The following is a 15,602-nucleotide window of genomic DNA, read 5'->3' on the forward strand; positions in this document are numbered from 1 at the left end:
GTCCAGAATCCGGGCAAGGCGATATCCGGCCTGCCGCACTTCGTCCGGATACGGCCACCCCCCAGGAACTCCCCACCTGTCACCGCATGCGCGTGGCCCACTCCTGCACCTTGGCGATCCGCTGCCGCAGCTGCCCCGCCGTGGCCTCGGCGCTGGGCGGCCCTCCGCAGACCCGGCGCAGCTCGGTGTGGATCACCCCGTGCGGCTTGCCGCTCTGGTGGACGTACGCACTGACCATGGTGTTCAGCTGCTTGCGCAGCTCCATCAGCTCCTTGTGCGTGACCACCGGCCGCCGCTCGGCGGGCAGCTCCAGCAGATCCGCCTCGGTGTCCGGCTTCTTACGGCTGTGCGCGATCTGCCGGGCCTGCCGCTTCTGGAGCAGCAGCTGCACCTGCTCCGGCTCCAGCAGCCCCGGGATGCCGAGGTAGTCCTGCTCCTCCTCGCTCCCCGGGTGCGCCTGCATACCGAACTCGGCACCGTCGTAGAGCACCCGGTCGAAGACGGCGTCGGACTCCAGCGCCTCGAAGGGCAGCATGTCCTGCTCGCCGGTGTCCTCGTCCTGCTGCTTGTTCGCCTCCTCCATCTCCTTCTCGGATTCGGCGTACGGGTCCTCCTCGCCCTCCTTCTTCGGCTTGTCGAGGGCGTGGTCCCGCTCCTTCTCCATCTCGTTGGCGAAGGTCAGCAGGTCGGGCACGGTCGGCAGGAACACGGACGCGGTCTCGCCGCGCCGCCGGGACCGCACGAAACGCCCGACGGCCTGTGCGAAGAACAGCGGGGTGGAGATGGTGGTGGCGTACACGCCGACCGCGAGCCGGGGCACGTCGACGCCCTCGGACACCATGCGCACCGCGACCATCCAGCGGTCCGTCGAGGCGCTGAACTCGTCGATCCGCTTCGAGGCGCCGGCGTCGTCGGACAGCACCAGCGTGGCCCGGTCACCGGTGATCTCCCGGATCAGCTTGGCGTAGGCGCGGGCGGAGTCCTGGTCGGAGGCGATGACGAGCGCGCCCGCGTCCGGGATCGCCTTGCGGACCTCGGTCAGCCGCTGGTCGGCGGCGCGCAGCACGCTCGGCATCCACTGGCCGCGCGGATCGAGCGCGGTCCGCCAGGCCTGGCTGACCGCGTCCTTGGTCATCGGCTCGCCGAGCCGGGCGGCGATCTCGTCGCCGGCCTTGGTGCGCCAGCGCATGTTGCCGCTGTAGCTGAGGAAGATCACCGGCCGGACGACCCCGTCCGACAGGGCGGACCCGTACCCGTAGGTGTAGTCGGCGGCGGACCGCCGGATGCCGGCGTTGTCCTCCTCGTACGTCACGAAGGGGATGGGGTTGGTGTCGGAGCGGAAGGGCGTACCGGTGAGGGCGAGCCGGCGGGTGGCGGGCTCGAACGCCTCCAGGCAGGCCTCGCCCCAGGACTTGGAGTCGCCGGCGTGGTGGATCTCGTCGAGGATGACGAGCGTCTTGCGCTGCTCGACACGGTTGCGGTGCAGCATGGGCCGGACGCCGACACCGGCGTAGGTGACGGCGACGCCGTCGTACTCCCGGCCGAGCGGGCCGGCGCTGTACTCGGGATCGAGCTTGATCCCTATCCGTGCGGCGGCCTCGGCCCACTGCTTCTTCAGGTGCTCGGTGGGCGCGACCACGGTGATCTGCTGCACGACATGGTGGTGCAGCAGCCAGGAGGCGAGGGTCAGCGCGAAGGTCGTCTTGCCGGCGCCGGGCGTGGCCACGGCGAGGAAGTCGCGCGGCTGCTCCTGTACGTACTTCTCGAGCGCTCCCTGCTGCCAGGCACGCAGCTTGCTGGCGGTGCCCCAGGGGGCCCGGCCCGGGAAGGCCGGCGACAGGTGGTGGGAGTGCGTGGAGGTGGCGGCGGTGGTAGTCACGGTCTCCGTACGAGGGTCGAATGGGAGGGCAACCGGGCCACCCTACCGGCGGCCCGCCCCGGTCGACGCGCGAACGAGCCCGGGTCGCCCCCGGGTGGGACTCACGTCACAGCAGCTGTCCCCGCCCTCGGCCGGCCGGGGCACGGGCTCACCGGGCGTGCAGCCGCCGGGTCACCCAGGCCCCCACCAGGGCGACCGCCGCCATGGGCAGGAAGACGGCCGCGAACGCCGCGGGATGGCCGCCGCCCGCCGGCCCGGCCGCGCCCGCCGTGGCGGACGTCACGCTGCCGCCGCCCAGCGCTTCGAAGGCCGCCCCGGTGGCCGCGAGGAGGACCGCGTCGGACAGCGCGTCGGAGATCTGGAGGGCCGCGGAGTTGGCGCCGGCCTCCTCGGGGGCGGACAGCCGGAGCAGCAGCACGCTGGTGGAGGAGATCACCAGGCCCATGCCGAAGCAGCCGAAACCCCAGGCGACGGCGGTGCTCCAGACCGGCACGGCGGGCACGAGCACCGCGGGCGCGGCGGCGATCGCGGCGGCGACCAGCACCATCCCCACCGTCATCAGCCGCTCCCGGTACGGCGCCATGCGCGGCCGGGACTGCACCCACGAGCCCAGCGCCCAGGTGCCGCCGCCCGCGGCCAGCGAGAACCCGGCGAGCGTCGGTGACAGCCCGCGCTGGGTGACCAGCATCAGCGGGACGAAGGACTCGGCGGCGATGTACGACCCCGCGGACAGCCCGCGCAGCAGCACGACGGACGGCAGGCCGCGCGCCGCCCGGTAGGTGCCGCGCGGGAGCAGCCCCAGCACGGCGGGCACGAGCAGCGCGGCGCCGGCCAGACCGGGGAGCAGGGAGAGCGGGCGCAGGTCCTGGGCGGCGTACTGGACGAGCCCGGCGCCGAGGGAGATCGCGAGGGCGAGCCGGATGCGGCGCCCGTCGAAGGCGGCGGGCCCGGCGCCGCCGCCCGCCACCGGGCCCGCGGCCCGCCGTCGTATCTGCGGCAGGGCGAGCGCGAGGGGGAGGACGACCAGGACCGGTATGCCGAGGAAGACCCAGCGCCAGCCCAGGTGCTCCGTCACGGCACCGGAGGCGAGCGGGCCGACGATGGACGGCACCACCCAGCCCGCGGCGAAGGACGCCATGATCGCCGGCCGGAGCCGTTCCGGGTAGGCGCGGCCGACGACGACGTACAGGGCGACGATCACCAGCCCGCCGCCGAGCCCCTGCACGGCCCGGCCGAGGATGAACACCCACATCGCCCGGGCGGTCCCGGCGACCACCAGCCCCGCCGCGAAGGCGCCGATGCCGGTGGTGAGCGCGCCCAGCGGGCCCCTCCGGTCGGACCACTGGCCGGCGAGCACCATCCCGAAGAGGCTGGTCGTGAAGTACCCGGAGAACGCGAACGCGTAGAGCGCCACTCCGTGCAGTTCCCGCGCCGCGACGGGCATCGCGGTGCCGACGGCGGTCGCCTCGAAGGCGATCAGTACGACGACGGAGACGATCCCGACGCTGAGGGCCCGGTAGGCCGCACTCAGCACGCCGCCGTCCGGCTCGGCGGGCCGGTCCGCGGCGACGGCGTCAGGGGATTCCAGGGCACTCATGGCCGCCAGCGTAAGGCGCGCAACGGCATATGACAGCTGTCCCGCTGTGTGAACGGCGTATGGCAGTCCCGTTGCAGGGGCCCGGCTTCCCTTGAGCCCCTCCCCCGCCCCGCCCTACGGTCGTTCCATCAGCACGGCCGTGTGCCCGAGTGGTTCAGGGGCTCGACTGCAACTCGAGTTACGTGGGTTCGAATCCCGCCACGGCCTCCACGCGAACCGGGCGGGGCGTCTCTCAGAGCGCCCCGCCCGTCTCGTCCTGGAACAGCTCCGTCCAGTAGTGCCAGCCGGTGGCCGGCAGGGTGCCGGTGGGGTCGACGGCCGCCAGCGTGTGGAGCATGGCGGCGGCCAGGTGGTCGTAGGCGACCGTCGTCAGTTCGTGGCCCAGGTGCTCGTCGATGGTGCGCTCGTGGTGCAGCAGCCACAGCGTGAACGCGAGCGTGGAGACATCGGTGTTGAGCGGGGAGAGCGTCGCCTCCGGCTCGCCGAAGGTCAGCACCGCGCCCGTCCTGCCGTCGACCACCAGGCTGTTGCCCCCGCTCAGCCCGCCGAGGCGGACCAAGTGGTCGCAGTGCGCGGGCAGTTCGGACAGCGGGTGGTCCGCCCCCTCCTCGGTGACGTACTCCCGCAGGGTCCGCAGCGGGGTGTCCGGGTCGGTGCGGAAGACCACCGCCTCCTCGGGCAGGCCCGTCTCGCGCAGGAAGCGGCGCGTCGGCTCGTGGGTGAGCGTGACCGGCACGTCGACCTCCTCGAACCGGGCCACCCGGCCGTGCCCGAACTCCTGGTCCAGCAGCCGCGCCGGGACGTCCAGGGTGAGGCCGGAACCGGTGCCCGGCCCGGCGGCGAGGGCCAGCGGGCGGATCAGGGCCGCCGCCTTCCAGTACGGCGGGACCGAGCCGTCCGCGCCCTCCGCGAACAGGGCGAGCAGCCGGCGCGTCGCCTCGGCCGCCACCGCCAGGCCGTACCGCCCGGCGAGGGAGGCGAACCGGCCGCGCAGCCCGGCGAGTTCCTCGGTGACCGCGGCGAACCGCAGCAGGGTGTCCAGGGAGGGGGCGAAGGGGCGCGGGGCGGGCGGGCCGACGAGGCAGGCCGTGGTCAGCTCGCCGGTGTCGCCGTCGAGCAGCACCGACTCGCGGGCCATGCCTGCGGGGTGCAGGAGTTCACCGATCACCAGGCGGTCGCGCAGCTCCTCCGCCACCCGGAACGGCCCCTCCGTGGCGTCGGCGAGTCTGCGCAGCCCGTTCGCGCGCAGCGGGGAGAAGGTCACCAGGTCGGCGCCCGGCGGCAGTCCGGGGCCGGTGAGCAGGCCGCGGGTCGGCGCATGGGTGACATGGCGGCCCAGCTCCGCCTCGGTCAGCGTGATGGCCGTGACCCCGGCATCGGTCGTACTCATCGCTCCCCCGCGATCTTCCCCGTACGGGCAGGTGCTCCCTCGCTTCAGCACACTACGCCGCCCCACTGACAACGGCCCGCACGGAGGAGGACGTCGAAGGGCCCCGGGGCGTTGCCCGCGGGTCAGGTGAAGTAGATCCCGCCGAGGACGACGGCCAGCGCCGCCAGTACGAAGACCAGGACCCACACCACCAGCTTGCCGATGCTGGGCGGGGGTTCGTAGCGGGGTTCGTCCTGCGGGCTGCTCACTGGGTCACCACCGCGGCCTGGGGTCGGATCGGGAGACGGTTGACCGGGCGGCCGGTGGCCGCGCGGACGGCGGAGGCGATGGCCGCCGGTGCGGTCACCACCGGCACCGCGCTGACCGACTTGGCGCCGAACGGGGCGACCACGTCCCGCTCCTCGACCAGCTTGACGATCCGGATGTCCGGCGCGTCCAGGGCGGTCGGCAGCGCGTATCCGGTGAGGTCGGGGTGGCGGATCAGTCCGCGCGGGGTGCGCAGGTTCTCGGTGAGCGCGATACCGACCCCCTGGGTGACGCCCGCCTCGATCCGGGCCGCCAGCTGGGCCGGGTTGAGCACCCGGCCGACATCCTGGGCGACCGCCAGCTCCACCACCCGCACCGAGCCCAGCTCGACGTCGACGTCCACCACCGCGCGGATCGCGCAGAAGGCGAGCCCCACGAAGGCGTCACCCTGGCCGGCCGCGTCCAGCGGCTCGGTCGGGTGCGGCCGGCACTGGGCCGTGGCCCACAGCTCCTTGCCCTCCATCGCCTCGGCGACGGTGGTCGACAGCACCCCGTCGTACGACGTGATCTTGCCGTCGGAGATCTGGAGCAGCTCGGTGGACATGCCGAAGGTGTGCGCCAGCGGCTGGAGGAGCTGCGTGCGGACCATCTTCGCGGCCCGCTCCACCGCACCGCCCGACACCCAGGTGTGCCGGCCCCGGCAGCCCGCGCCCGCCGGCGGCTGGTCGGTGTCGACCGGGGCGACGTGGACCTCCTCGACGCCGAGGGTCTCCTGGACGATCTGCCGGGCCAGGGTGGTGAAGCCCTGGCCGGTCTCCACGGCCGCGCACAGCACGGTCGCCACGCCGTCGTGCACCTTGACGGTCGCGGTGGACACCTCGTCGGCGCCCTCCGCACCGAGCATGTGCACCATGCCGAGGCCGTAGCCGACGCCCCGCCGGACCGCGCCCGGCTCGCCCGCGCCCTCGGGGCCGCCGGGCAGCAGCCACTCCTCCTCGGGGGTGTCCTTGGGCAGCTCGGGGAGCGGGAAGTCGCGGACGGCCTGGAGGAGTTCGGCGACCGGCGCCGGGCAGGTGACCGTCTGGCCGATCGGCAGGACGTCCCCGGTCGCGAGGACGTTGCGCAGCCGCAGTTCGGCCGGGTCCAGGCCCAGCTTCTTCGCCAGCTTGTCCATCTGCGCCTCGTAGGCCGCGCACACCTGCATGGCGCCCTCGCCGCGGACATGGCCGGAGGGCGGGTTGTTGGTGCGCACGGCCCAGCCCTCGATGAACGCGTTCGGCACGACGTACGGGCCGCACGCGAAGGAGACGGCGGCGGCCAGCGCCTCGGCGGAGGTGTCGGCGTACGCGCCCGCGTCGAGCAGGATCTGCGCCTCCACCTTGACCAGCTTGCCCTCGGCGTCCGCGTGGTGGCGGTACCTGAGCAGCGTCGGATGGCGGTGGGCGTGGCCGAGGAAGGACTCCTCGCGGGTCGCCGTGAGCTTCACCGGGCAGCCGGTCTTCAGCGCGAGCAGCCCGAGCGGCAGCTGGAAGCCCTGGTCCTCGCGGTCCGCGGTGGCGCCGGGCACACCGGTGACCACGATCTTCACCCGCTCCGGCGGCAGCCCGTAGCAGGCGGCGGCCGTGTTGCGGTCGGTGTGCGGGTCGGTGGAGGCCAGATACAGCTCGACGCCCCCGTCGGGGCGCGGTACGGCGAGTCCGGCCTCGGCGCCGATGGGCGCCGGGTCCTGGCGGCCGATCCGGTACAGGCCCTCGACCACGGTCTCGCCGGTCGCCGCCGGGTCGCCGTGGTGCAGCGGGATGTGCCGGATCAGGTTGCCGTCCGGGTGCAGCGGCTCGGCCTCGAAGGCGTGCTCCGGGTCGGTCACCGGTTCGAGCACCTCGTACTCGACGATGACGGCCGCCGCCGCCATCCGCGCGGTGTCGGGGTGGTCGGCGGCCACGGCGGCGATGGGCTCGCCGTGGTGGCGTACGACGTCGGAGGCGAACACCGGCCGGTCCGGCGTGCCCCGGCCGTGGCGCGGGGTGCCGGGGACGTCCTCGTGCGTGATGACGGCCCGTACGCCGGGCATCTCCCGCGCGTGCGTGGTGTCGATGGAGACGATGCGCGCGTGCGCGTGCGGGGAGCGCAGCACGGCCGCCCACAGCAGGCCCTCGGCCCACAGGTCGGCCGCGTACGGGAAGGTGCCCTCGGTCTTGGCGCGGGCGTCGGCGTGCGGCAGCGAGGCGCCGAGGCCGTGCGGCGCGGGCTCGGCGGCGGGGGCGGGGTCCGCGGCGGTGGTCGCGATGCCGGCTTCGTTGCTCACCCCTGGCCTCCGTCCTGGCCGTAGTGCGGGTCGTGCGGTGGGTTCGGGTCCTGCGGTCCCGGGGTGCCGTAGGCGGGCGTGTCGGCGTAGCCGCCGTGCGGCTCCGGATACCCGCCGGGTGCGGCGGTCTGCGGGGTGTCGAAGGCGCCGGGCGCCTCGAACGCCGACGGGTTGACGCCACCGGCGCCGGGGCCCGCCTGGTGCGGGATGCGCGCCTCGTCGGCGTCCGTCCCGGTGCCGGCGTGCGCGGCCTCGCGTTCGGCGACGACCTCCCGGACGGCGTCCAGCACCCCCCGGTAGCCGGTGCAGCGGCACAGGTTTCCGCACAGGGCCTGCCGGGTCTCCAGCTCGGTCGGCGCGGGGTTGCCCTCCAGCAGGTCGTGCACGGTCATCGCCATGCCGGGCACACAGAAGCCGCACTGGACGGCACCGCAGCGGGCGAGCGCGCGCTGCACGTCGGAGGGGTGTCCGTCGGCGGCCAGGCCCTCGACCGTGCGCACCTCGCTGCCGGCCGCGGTGACCGCCGGGACCAGGCAGGAGGCGACCAGCCGGCCGTCCACCTGGACGTTGCAGGCTCCGCACTCGCCCTGCGAGCAGCCGTCCTTGGCGCCGGCGAGCCCGAGCCGCTCGCGCAGCACGTACAGCAGCGACTCGCCGATCCAGGCGTCGGTGACGGGCCGGTCGGCGCCGTTGACCCGCAGGACGTAGGAGGCGAGGGGGTGGTCGTCGTGCGGCGGCAGGGGTACGGCGGCCTCTGCGTCGGTTTCCGCTGCGGGCGCCTCGGGCTCCGGCTCCGGGTGCGCGGGGAGATCCGCGGCGTCGGCGTCTGCCGCTGCGTCGGCCTCGTGCGCCTCGCCGGCTTCTCCGGCCGCTGCCTCCGCCGCTCCCCCGGTCGCCTCCTCGGCGGCCTCCGGTACGGCGGCGTGCGGCGCGGGCTCCTCGTGGCCCGCGGGGGCGTCCGCGGGGCCCTCCGGGGCCTGCGCGGGGGCGTGGGCGTCGACCGGAGCGTGGGCGTCGGCGGGAGCGGGCGCGTGCGCGGCGGTCGGGTCGGCGACGGGCTCGGCGTGCTGCTCGGCGGGCTCGGTGTGCTGCTCGGTGGGTACGGCGGGGGCGGCGTACTCGGTGTGCTGCTCCGCGGGGACGGCGAACTCGCCGGAGCCGTCCGCCTGTTCCGCGTGTTCCGCCGGGTCCGCGCCGCCGAGCGTGTCACCCGGGCCGGGGACCGGGTGCCCGTACTGCTCCTCGGCCGTGTGCCCGTACGCCTCCGGTGCCGCGGTGTCGCCCGCCGGGTGGCCCCAGGAGTGGCCCGTGCCGTCCGTCGCCCAGGGGGCCGGCGCGCCGCCGGGCAGGGTGGCCGGCGGGGTCCCGCCCCACTGCTCGACCAGCGAGGACGTGGTGTACTCGCCCGACTCGTCGGGGAGGTCGCCGCCCGCGACCGGGATGGACCACTGACCGGTGACGTCGTGCCCCGGCGCGGCCGGGGCCGCGGGCTCCTCGAAGGTCCAGTGCTGGGTGGCGCCGGGGTGGTAGGTGAACCGGTCGTCCGCGCCCGGCGGCTGCGCCTCGGGCTGCCCGTGGGCCTGCGTCTGCGGGGCGCCCGGGTCGGGCCACTGGGCGGCCTCGGGCGCGGGCCAGGCAGCCGGGGCGGCGTCGGCGTGGCCGGGTGTTATCCGCGGCGGCACATAGCCGTGGCCCGGTGCGGCCAGCGGGCTGTCGCCGGCCAGCAGGGCGTCGATGCCGCCCTCGGGGAGCTTGACGAAGGCGGTGGCGCCGTCGTCGTAGTCGCCCTGGGGCAGCGGGTCCCAGCGGCCGCCGCCCTGGGACGTGCCCTCTGCGTGCTGGTCGTCGGTCACGACAGCGCCCTCCCCAGTGCTCGTCGGGCCAGCGCGGCGACGGTGCGCCGCAGGTGCAGTACGGCGGGCGGCAGCGGGCTGACGGTGCCGTCCGGTTCCGGTGCCGGGTCGGGGATGCAGGCCGCGGCGACGTACTCGCCGAAGGCCTGGAGGGCCTCCGGGACCAGCGCACGGTCGTTGTCCCAGTCGATGAGCCGCGCGACCCACTGCTCGGCCTCCAGCGGCCGCAGCGGCATCGGCGCTATGGCACCGACCGCGCACCGCACCCCGCGCCGCGCCGGGTCCAGGACGAGGGCCACCGAGGCCAGCGCGCGGCCCGGGCCGGTGCGTCCGGTCGCCTTCAGGAAGACCTGCGGGGCGTGCAGCAGCGGTACCCGCACGAAGCCGATGAGTTCACCGCCGCGCAGCATGTCCACGCCGGCCAGCAGGTGCGAGACGGGGATCTCCCGGCGGGCCCCGCCCGCGCCCGCGACGATCACCGTCGCCTCCAGCGCGGCGAGCACGGGCAGCGCGTCACCGGTGGGGGCGGCCGAGGCGATGTTGCCGCCCAGGGTGCCCGCGTTGCGGATGTGCGGGGGGCCGGCCGCGCGCGCGGCGGCGGCGAGCGCCGGGATCAGGGCCGCGAAGTCGGGGCGGCCCATCCGCGCGTGCGTGAGCCCCGCGCCGAGCAGTGCGTGGCCGTCCTGGTACTGCCAGCCGCGGATCTCGCTGATCCGCCCGAGCCCCACCAGCGCGGCGGGCCTGAGCTGGCCGGAGTTGACGGCGGCCATGAGGTCGGTGCCGCCCGCGACGGGGACCGCGGCGGGCATGGCGGCGAGGGCCGCCACCGCCTCGTCCAGCGTCGTGGGCAGCGTGACGGCCTGCGCCGCCTGCGGTGCGTGCGTGGTCAAACCGGCTGCCCCTTCCCGCTGCCCCACCTGGTCCCGCCTGTGTTGCCGTACGGTACGTGCTGACAGGGCGGACGTGGCAACTCTGGCACATCTTCGCGAGGCCCGAACGCGGGGGTCCACCAGGAGGCGTTCGCCCACCTCATCGGGGAGTTGGTCCGGTTTCACACGGCATCACCGGTGCGTTCCGATTGCCACTCTTCGGTGACACTTGGGGTCTTTTTCCCCACCTGTTCGAGCAGCCGGAGTCACCGGTCACCTGTGCGGCGGCGGTCCCTCGATCGGGCGGCCGGGTACACCGGGGCGCCTCTGCCACGGCCGGGGACCGGTGGGTGGCCGGTAGCCGACGCCCAGGGCGTCGAGCCGTGCGTAGTGGGCGGTCATACGGCGCTCGAAGCCGGCGAAGTCCCGTTCCGCCGGGGCGGGCAGCCGGCTCCAGGCCACCTCGGCGAAGGCCGCGAGCCGTGGGAAGGCCTGGTAGTCCACGCGCGCGCTGTCCTCCAGGACCTCGGTCCACACGTTGGCCTGGGTGCCCAGCACCCGCCCGGCCTCCGCCTCGGTGAGGCCGTGCGGGACGGGCTCGAACCGGTAGACGTCCTCCAGCGTGCGCACGAAGCCGATGGGCACCGGTTCGTCGTCGCCGGGGGCCTGACGATGATCCAGATACACGAATTGCTCCGGGCACATCACGACGTCGTGCCCCGCGCGCGCGGCCGCGACGCCACCGCCGTATCCGCGCCAGGAGGAGACCGCGGCGCCCGGGGCGAGGCCGCCCTCCAGGATCTCGTCCCAGCCGATGAGCCGCCGCCCGCGCGCGGCGAGCCAGCTGTCGAAGTGCCGGACGAACCAGGACTGGAGCTCGTCCTCGTCGGCGAGCCCGAGGGCGGCCATGCGGGTCTTGGCGGTCACCGAGTCGCGCCACTGGTCCTTGCGGCACTCGTCGCCGCCGATGTGGATGAACCGTGAAGGGAACAGTTCCAGGATTTCCTCGAACACCCCCTCGTAGAACCGCAGGGTGGTGTCGGTGGGAGCCAGTACGTTGGCGGAGATCCCCCAGGTGTCCCAGACGGAGAGGGCGGTGGTGTCGACGACGTCGGTGTTGCCGAGTTCCGGGTACGCGGCGATGGCGGCCTGTGAATGTCCCGGTACGTCGATCTCCGGGACGACGGTGATGTGCCGCTCGGCGGCGTAGGCGACGATCTCCCGGATGTCGTCCTGGGTGTAGTAGCCGCCGTGCGGCTTCTCCTCCCACAGCGGTGAGGCCCGGTGGCCGAATTTCGTCCGCGCCCGCCAGGAGCCGGTTTCGGTCAGTTTCGGATGGCGCCTGATCTCGATGCGCCAGCCCTGGTCGTCCGTCAGATGGAAGTGGAAGACGTTGAGTTTGTGCGCGGCCATCAGGTCCAGGTAGCGCAGCACGCCGTCCTTGGGCATGAAGTGCCGGGCGACGTCGAGCAGCAGCCCGCGCCAGCCGAAGCGGGGCGCGTCGTGGACGGTGACGGCGGGGACCTCCCACTGTCGCCGTCCGGAGACCGGGGCGCGCCGGAAGGCCTCCGGCCCGAGCAGCTGCCGGAAGGTCTGCGCGCCCCAGAACAGGCCGGTCTCGCTCGCGCCGTCGATGGCGACGAGATACCCGTCGGCGCACAGCCGGTAGCCCTCGTCGCCGCCCAGCTCGTCCGCGAGCGAGGGGATGATCCGCAGCAGGACGCGCGAGCCGCTGTCGCGGTGCGGTGCGAGGGGCAGCCCGGTCGCGGCGCCGACGGTCGCGCGCAGCCAGCGGGCGACCCGCTCGGTGCCCTCGCCGGTCTCGATCTCGGTGCCGGCGTCCAGGACGAACCCGGTGCCGCCGCCGGGCAGCGAGGCCGTGACCCGGGCGGGTGCCGGGATCAGCGCCACCTCGGGTTCCGGGAAGCGGCTGCGGTCGCTCATGGCATCGGCCCTTCGGTCCTGGGGCTTGGCGTGTCGGCCGGGACACTACGGACCCCGCACCCCCGCGACAAGAGGTCTGAACCACTTCGCGCCGCACGCGCGCAAAGGCCCCCGGGACGCACACCTGACGCATCCCGGGGGCCTCGGAAACCTGGACCGGCCGGAAGTCTCCGGCCGAGGCCGGACGGCTACTTGTCGCCGCCCTTGCCCTTGTCGTCGCCGCCGCTGCCCATGGACTCGTAGATCTCCTTGCACATGGGGCACACGGGGTACTTCTTCGGGTCACGGCCCGGCACCCAGACCTTGCCGCAGAGCGCCACGACGGGGGTGCCGTCGAGGGCGCTCGCCATGATCTTGTCCTTCTGGACGTAGTGGGCGAAGCGCTCGTGGTCGCCGTCACCGTGGGACACCTGTGGCGTCGGCTCTACGAGGGTCCCCGTACCAGTCCCGCGCTCGGGCTCGAGAGTGCTCATATCGCCAAGGGTACTGAAGCTCACACGCATCAGTTGAGCGAAGGGTCGTCCGGGTACGTCGCCACCATCGCCAACTCGTTGCGCTGGCGGCGCAGCACCTCCCGCCAGAGCCGCTCGGGGGCCGGCGAGGAGACGTCCCCGGGCTCCGACTCGACCACGTACCACGCGCCCTCGACCAGTTCGTCCTCCAGCTGGCCCGGGCCCCAGCCGGCGTACCCGGCGAAGATCCGCAGCGAGCCGAGGGCGGAGGCGAGCAGTTCGGGCGGGGCCTCCAGGTCGACCACCCCGATCGCGCCGTGCACCCGCCGCCAGCCCAGCGGGGCGTGGTCTTCCTGCGCGCCGCCCGGGATGACCGCGACGCCCAGCGCCGAGTCCAGCGAGACGGGGCCGCCCTGGAAGACGACACCGGGCTCGCCGGTGAGATCGGCCCAGCCCTCCAGGATGTCGCCGACGTCCACCGGGGTGGGGCGGTTGAGGACGACACCGAGGGAGCCCTCCTCGTCGTGGTCGAGAAGGAGCACCACCGCGCGGTCGAAGTTGGGGTCCGCCAGGGCGGGCGTGGCCACGAGCAGCCGCCCTGTGAGCGAGGACACCTCGGTCATGCCAGACATGATCCCGCATCTTGCCCCGCGGTGGGGAGCCCATCCGGGGGCATTCAGGGGGCCGCAGCTCAGGGCGCGGGGAGGCATCCCGGGCGCACACGGGATTCCGGTGACCCCATGTGCCCGATAAGGAACCGTTCGTGTTGTGACACAGCTATGACATGGCTGGTTGGTCCTCGGGCTTACGACCGGAGGGTGATCGGCGATTACCCTGTCTCTCCGGCCCCTGCGCACAGTGATCGGCCGGCCCCTGACCAACTCATCGGAACGCGAGATTCATGACCGTCAACGACGATGTCCTGCTTGTCCACGGCGGAACCCCGCTGGAGGGCGAGATCCGTGTCCGCGGTGCGAAGAACCTCGTGCCGAAGGCCATGGTCGCAGCCCTGCTGGGCAGCGGTCCGAGCCGACTGCGCAACGTTCCCGACATCCGTGACGTCCGGGTCGTCCGCGGCCTGCTCCAGCTGCACGGAGTGACGGTCCGTCCGGGCGAGGAACCCGGCGAGCTGGTGCTCGACCCGACGTACGTCGAGAGCGCCAACGTCGCTGACATCGATGCCCACGCGGGTTCCAGCCGGATCCCGATCCTGTTCTGCGGCCCCCTGCTGCACCGTCTCGGCCACGCGTTCATCCCGGGCCTCGGCGGCTGCGACATCGGCGGCCGGCCGATCGACTTCCACTTCGACGTGCTGCGGCAGTTCGGCGCGACCATCGAGAAGCGCGCCGACGGCCAGTATCTGGAGGCCCCGAAGGGCCTGCGCGGCACGAAGATCCGGCTGCCCTACCCGTCGGTCGGCGCGACCGAGCAGGTGCTGCTCACGGCCGTCCTGGCCGAGGGCGTCACCGAGCTGTCCAACGCGGCCGTCGAGCCGGAGATCGAGGACCTCATCTGCGTGTTGCAGAAGATGGGCGCGATCATCGCGATGGACACCGACCGGACGATCCGCATCACCGGTGTGGACAAACTCGGCGGCTACACCCACCGGGCCCTCTCGGACCGCCTGGAGGCCGCCTCCTGGGCGTCCGCCGCGCTCGCCACCAACGGCAACATCTACGTCCGCGGCGCCCAGCAGCGCTCGATGATGACGTTCCTGAACACCTACCGCAAGGTGGGCGGCGCCTTCGAGATCGACGACGAGGGCATCCGCTTCTGGCACCCCGGCGGCCAGCTGAAGTCCATCGCGCTGGAGACGGACGTGCACCCCGGTTTCCAGACCGACTGGCAGCAGCCGCTGGTCGTGGCGCTCACCCAGGCCACCGGGCTGTCCATCATCCACGAGACGGTCTACGAGTCGCGCCTCGGCTTCACCTCGGCCCTGAACCAGATGGGCGCGCACATCCAGCTCTACCGCGAGTGCCTGGGCGGCTCCGACTGCCGCTTCGGCCAGCGGAACTTCCTGCACTCCGCGGTCGTCTCCGGCCCGACCAAGCTCCAGGGCGCCGACCTGGTCATCCCCGACCTGCGGGGCGGCTTCTCGTACCTCATCGCGGCCCTGGCGGCCGAGGGCACGTCCCGGGTCCACGGCATCGACCTGATCAACCGCGGCTACGAGAACTTCATGGAGAAGCTCGTGGAACTCGGCGCGAAGGTGGAGCTCCCGGGCAAGGCGCTCGGCTGACCCCACGAAAACGCCAGAAGGGCGGCCTCCCTCACGCTGAGGGGGCCGCCCTTTCGACGTCTTCGGTCACGCACGGCGCTCGGCGGAACGGCGCTCCGGTGACCTGAGCGCTCGAAGCGGAGCGCTTACTTGCCCTTGGCCGCTTCCTTGAGCTTGCTGCCCGCGGTGACCTTCACGCTGTAGCCGGCGGGGATGTTGATCGGCTCGCCGGTCTGCGGGTTGCGCGCGGTGCGAGCGGCACGGTGGGTGCGCTCGAAGGTCAGGAAGCCGGGGATGGTGACCTTCTCGTCGCCCTTGGCGACGATCTCGCCGACGGTCTCGGCGAACGCGGCCAGCACGGCGTCGGCGTCCTTGCGGGTCACCTCGGCGCGGTCGGCCAGCGCGGCCACCAGCTCACTGCGGTTCATGTTGTTACTCCCGTGTTTTTCTTGCCGTTGGGGTGTGCCAAGCGGCAGGGCCGCATAGTAGGCACTGCGATGCCGATGCGCTCGCGCCCAGGGACGCATCCTGCCCCTACCTGCGGCGGGAAAGCCAATCCGGCACCCGTAGGAGTCGTGAGAACACCCTGGGGAGTCACACGAAAAGCGCCTGATCGTCGCCACACTAGAGGGCGTACGGCAACCGCCGGTTGCGCGACGCGCCGAAGCAGGGGCTGCCGTGGTGATCCTCACAGCCCCTGTCCGGTGACGCACGTGCCGGCTAGACGGTCGCGCCCGCGGCCTTCGCGGCCTCGCGGACGGCTCCGGCGACGGCGCCCGCGACCTTGTCGTTGAAGACGCTGGGGATGATGTAGTTCGGGTTCAGCTCGTCCTCGCCGACCACGTC

At 73.5% G+C, this 15,602-nt stretch carries 12 protein-coding genes and 1 tRNA gene; 2 read left to right on the top strand and 11 right to left on the bottom strand.

Annotated features, from left to right (window positions below; translation table 11 throughout):
* Positions 1–79: 79 nt before the first annotated feature.
* A complete protein-coding gene (locus tag ACWCV9_RS35840) occupies positions 80–1,879 on the bottom strand; it encodes a DEAD/DEAH box helicase (RefSeq protein WP_450792979.1) in 1,800 nt (599 codons plus the stop codon).
* 148 nt (positions 1,880–2,027) lie between these two features.
* Positions 2,028–3,476, bottom strand: a complete 1,449-nt coding sequence (locus ACWCV9_RS35845; RefSeq protein WP_450792981.1) for an MFS transporter — start codon at positions 3,474–3,476, stop codon at positions 2,028–2,030.
* 135 nt (positions 3,477–3,611) lie between these two features.
* Between ACWCV9_RS35845 and ACWCV9_RS35850 the strand changes: the two genes are divergently transcribed.
* A tRNA-Cys gene (locus ACWCV9_RS35850) sits at positions 3,612–3,686 on the top strand.
* A 22-nt stretch (positions 3,687–3,708) separates the two neighbouring features.
* Here the strand turns inward: ACWCV9_RS35850 and ACWCV9_RS35855 are convergent.
* The 8 genes from ACWCV9_RS35855 to ACWCV9_RS35890 all read right to left on the bottom strand — a co-directional run bounded on the left by ACWCV9_RS35855 (position 3,709) and on the right by ACWCV9_RS35890 (position 13,158).
* Positions 3,709–4,866: an SUKH-4 family immunity protein gene (locus ACWCV9_RS35855; RefSeq protein WP_450792983.1), complete on the bottom strand. Its 1,158-nt coding sequence runs from the start codon at positions 4,864–4,866 to the stop codon at positions 3,709–3,711.
* A 122-nt stretch (positions 4,867–4,988) separates the two neighbouring features.
* Positions 4,989–5,114: a hypothetical protein gene (locus ACWCV9_RS35860; protein WP_385843589.1), complete on the bottom strand. Its 126-nt coding sequence runs from the start codon at positions 5,112–5,114 to the stop codon at positions 4,989–4,991.
* Complete coding sequence (locus ACWCV9_RS35865; protein ID WP_450792986.1) at positions 5,111–7,417, bottom strand: xanthine dehydrogenase family protein molybdopterin-binding subunit; 2,307 nt, start codon at positions 7,415–7,417, stop codon at positions 5,111–5,113. Before ACWCV9_RS35865 ends, ACWCV9_RS35860 begins: the two co-directional genes overlap by 4 nt.
* Entirely contained in the window at positions 7,414–9,270 is a 1,857-nt protein-coding gene (locus ACWCV9_RS35870) for a 2Fe-2S iron-sulfur cluster-binding protein (RefSeq protein WP_450792988.1), read from the bottom strand. Before ACWCV9_RS35870 ends, ACWCV9_RS35865 begins: the two co-directional genes overlap by 4 nt.
* Positions 9,267–10,160, bottom strand: coding sequence for an FAD binding domain-containing protein (locus ACWCV9_RS35875; RefSeq protein WP_450792990.1), 894 nt, complete (start codon positions 10,158–10,160; stop codon positions 9,267–9,269). Before ACWCV9_RS35875 ends, ACWCV9_RS35870 begins: the two co-directional genes overlap by 4 nt.
* Positions 10,161–10,412: 252 nt before the next feature.
* On the bottom strand, positions 10,413–12,083 hold the full coding sequence (locus ACWCV9_RS35880) for a beta-N-acetylhexosaminidase (RefSeq protein WP_450792992.1): 1,671 nt from the start codon (positions 12,081–12,083) through the stop codon (positions 10,413–10,415).
* 188 nt (positions 12,084–12,271) lie between these two features.
* Positions 12,272–12,556, bottom strand: coding sequence for a DUF3039 domain-containing protein (locus ACWCV9_RS35885; RefSeq protein ID WP_030610517.1), 285 nt, complete (start codon positions 12,554–12,556; stop codon positions 12,272–12,274).
* A 29-nt stretch (positions 12,557–12,585) separates the two neighbouring features.
* On the bottom strand, positions 12,586–13,158 hold the full coding sequence (locus ACWCV9_RS35890; protein WP_450792994.1) for a YqgE/AlgH family protein: 573 nt from the start codon (positions 13,156–13,158) through the stop codon (positions 12,586–12,588).
* A 278-nt stretch (positions 13,159–13,436) separates the two neighbouring features.
* Here ACWCV9_RS35890 and murA point away from each other — a divergent pair, with 278 nt between their 5' ends.
* Positions 13,437–14,777, top strand: coding sequence for a UDP-N-acetylglucosamine 1-carboxyvinyltransferase (murA, locus tag ACWCV9_RS35895; protein ID WP_450792996.1), 1,341 nt, complete (start codon positions 13,437–13,439; stop codon positions 14,775–14,777).
* 125 nt (positions 14,778–14,902) lie between these two features.
* Here murA and ACWCV9_RS35900 read toward each other — a convergent pair whose 3' ends face one another.
* Positions 14,903–15,184: an HU family DNA-binding protein gene (locus tag ACWCV9_RS35900; RefSeq protein ID WP_023550134.1), complete on the bottom strand. Its 282-nt coding sequence runs from the start codon at positions 15,182–15,184 to the stop codon at positions 14,903–14,905.
* Between the last annotated feature and the right edge of the window lie 418 nt (positions 15,185–15,602).

It is taken from the genome of Streptomyces sp. NPDC001606 (genome assembly GCF_053596835.1).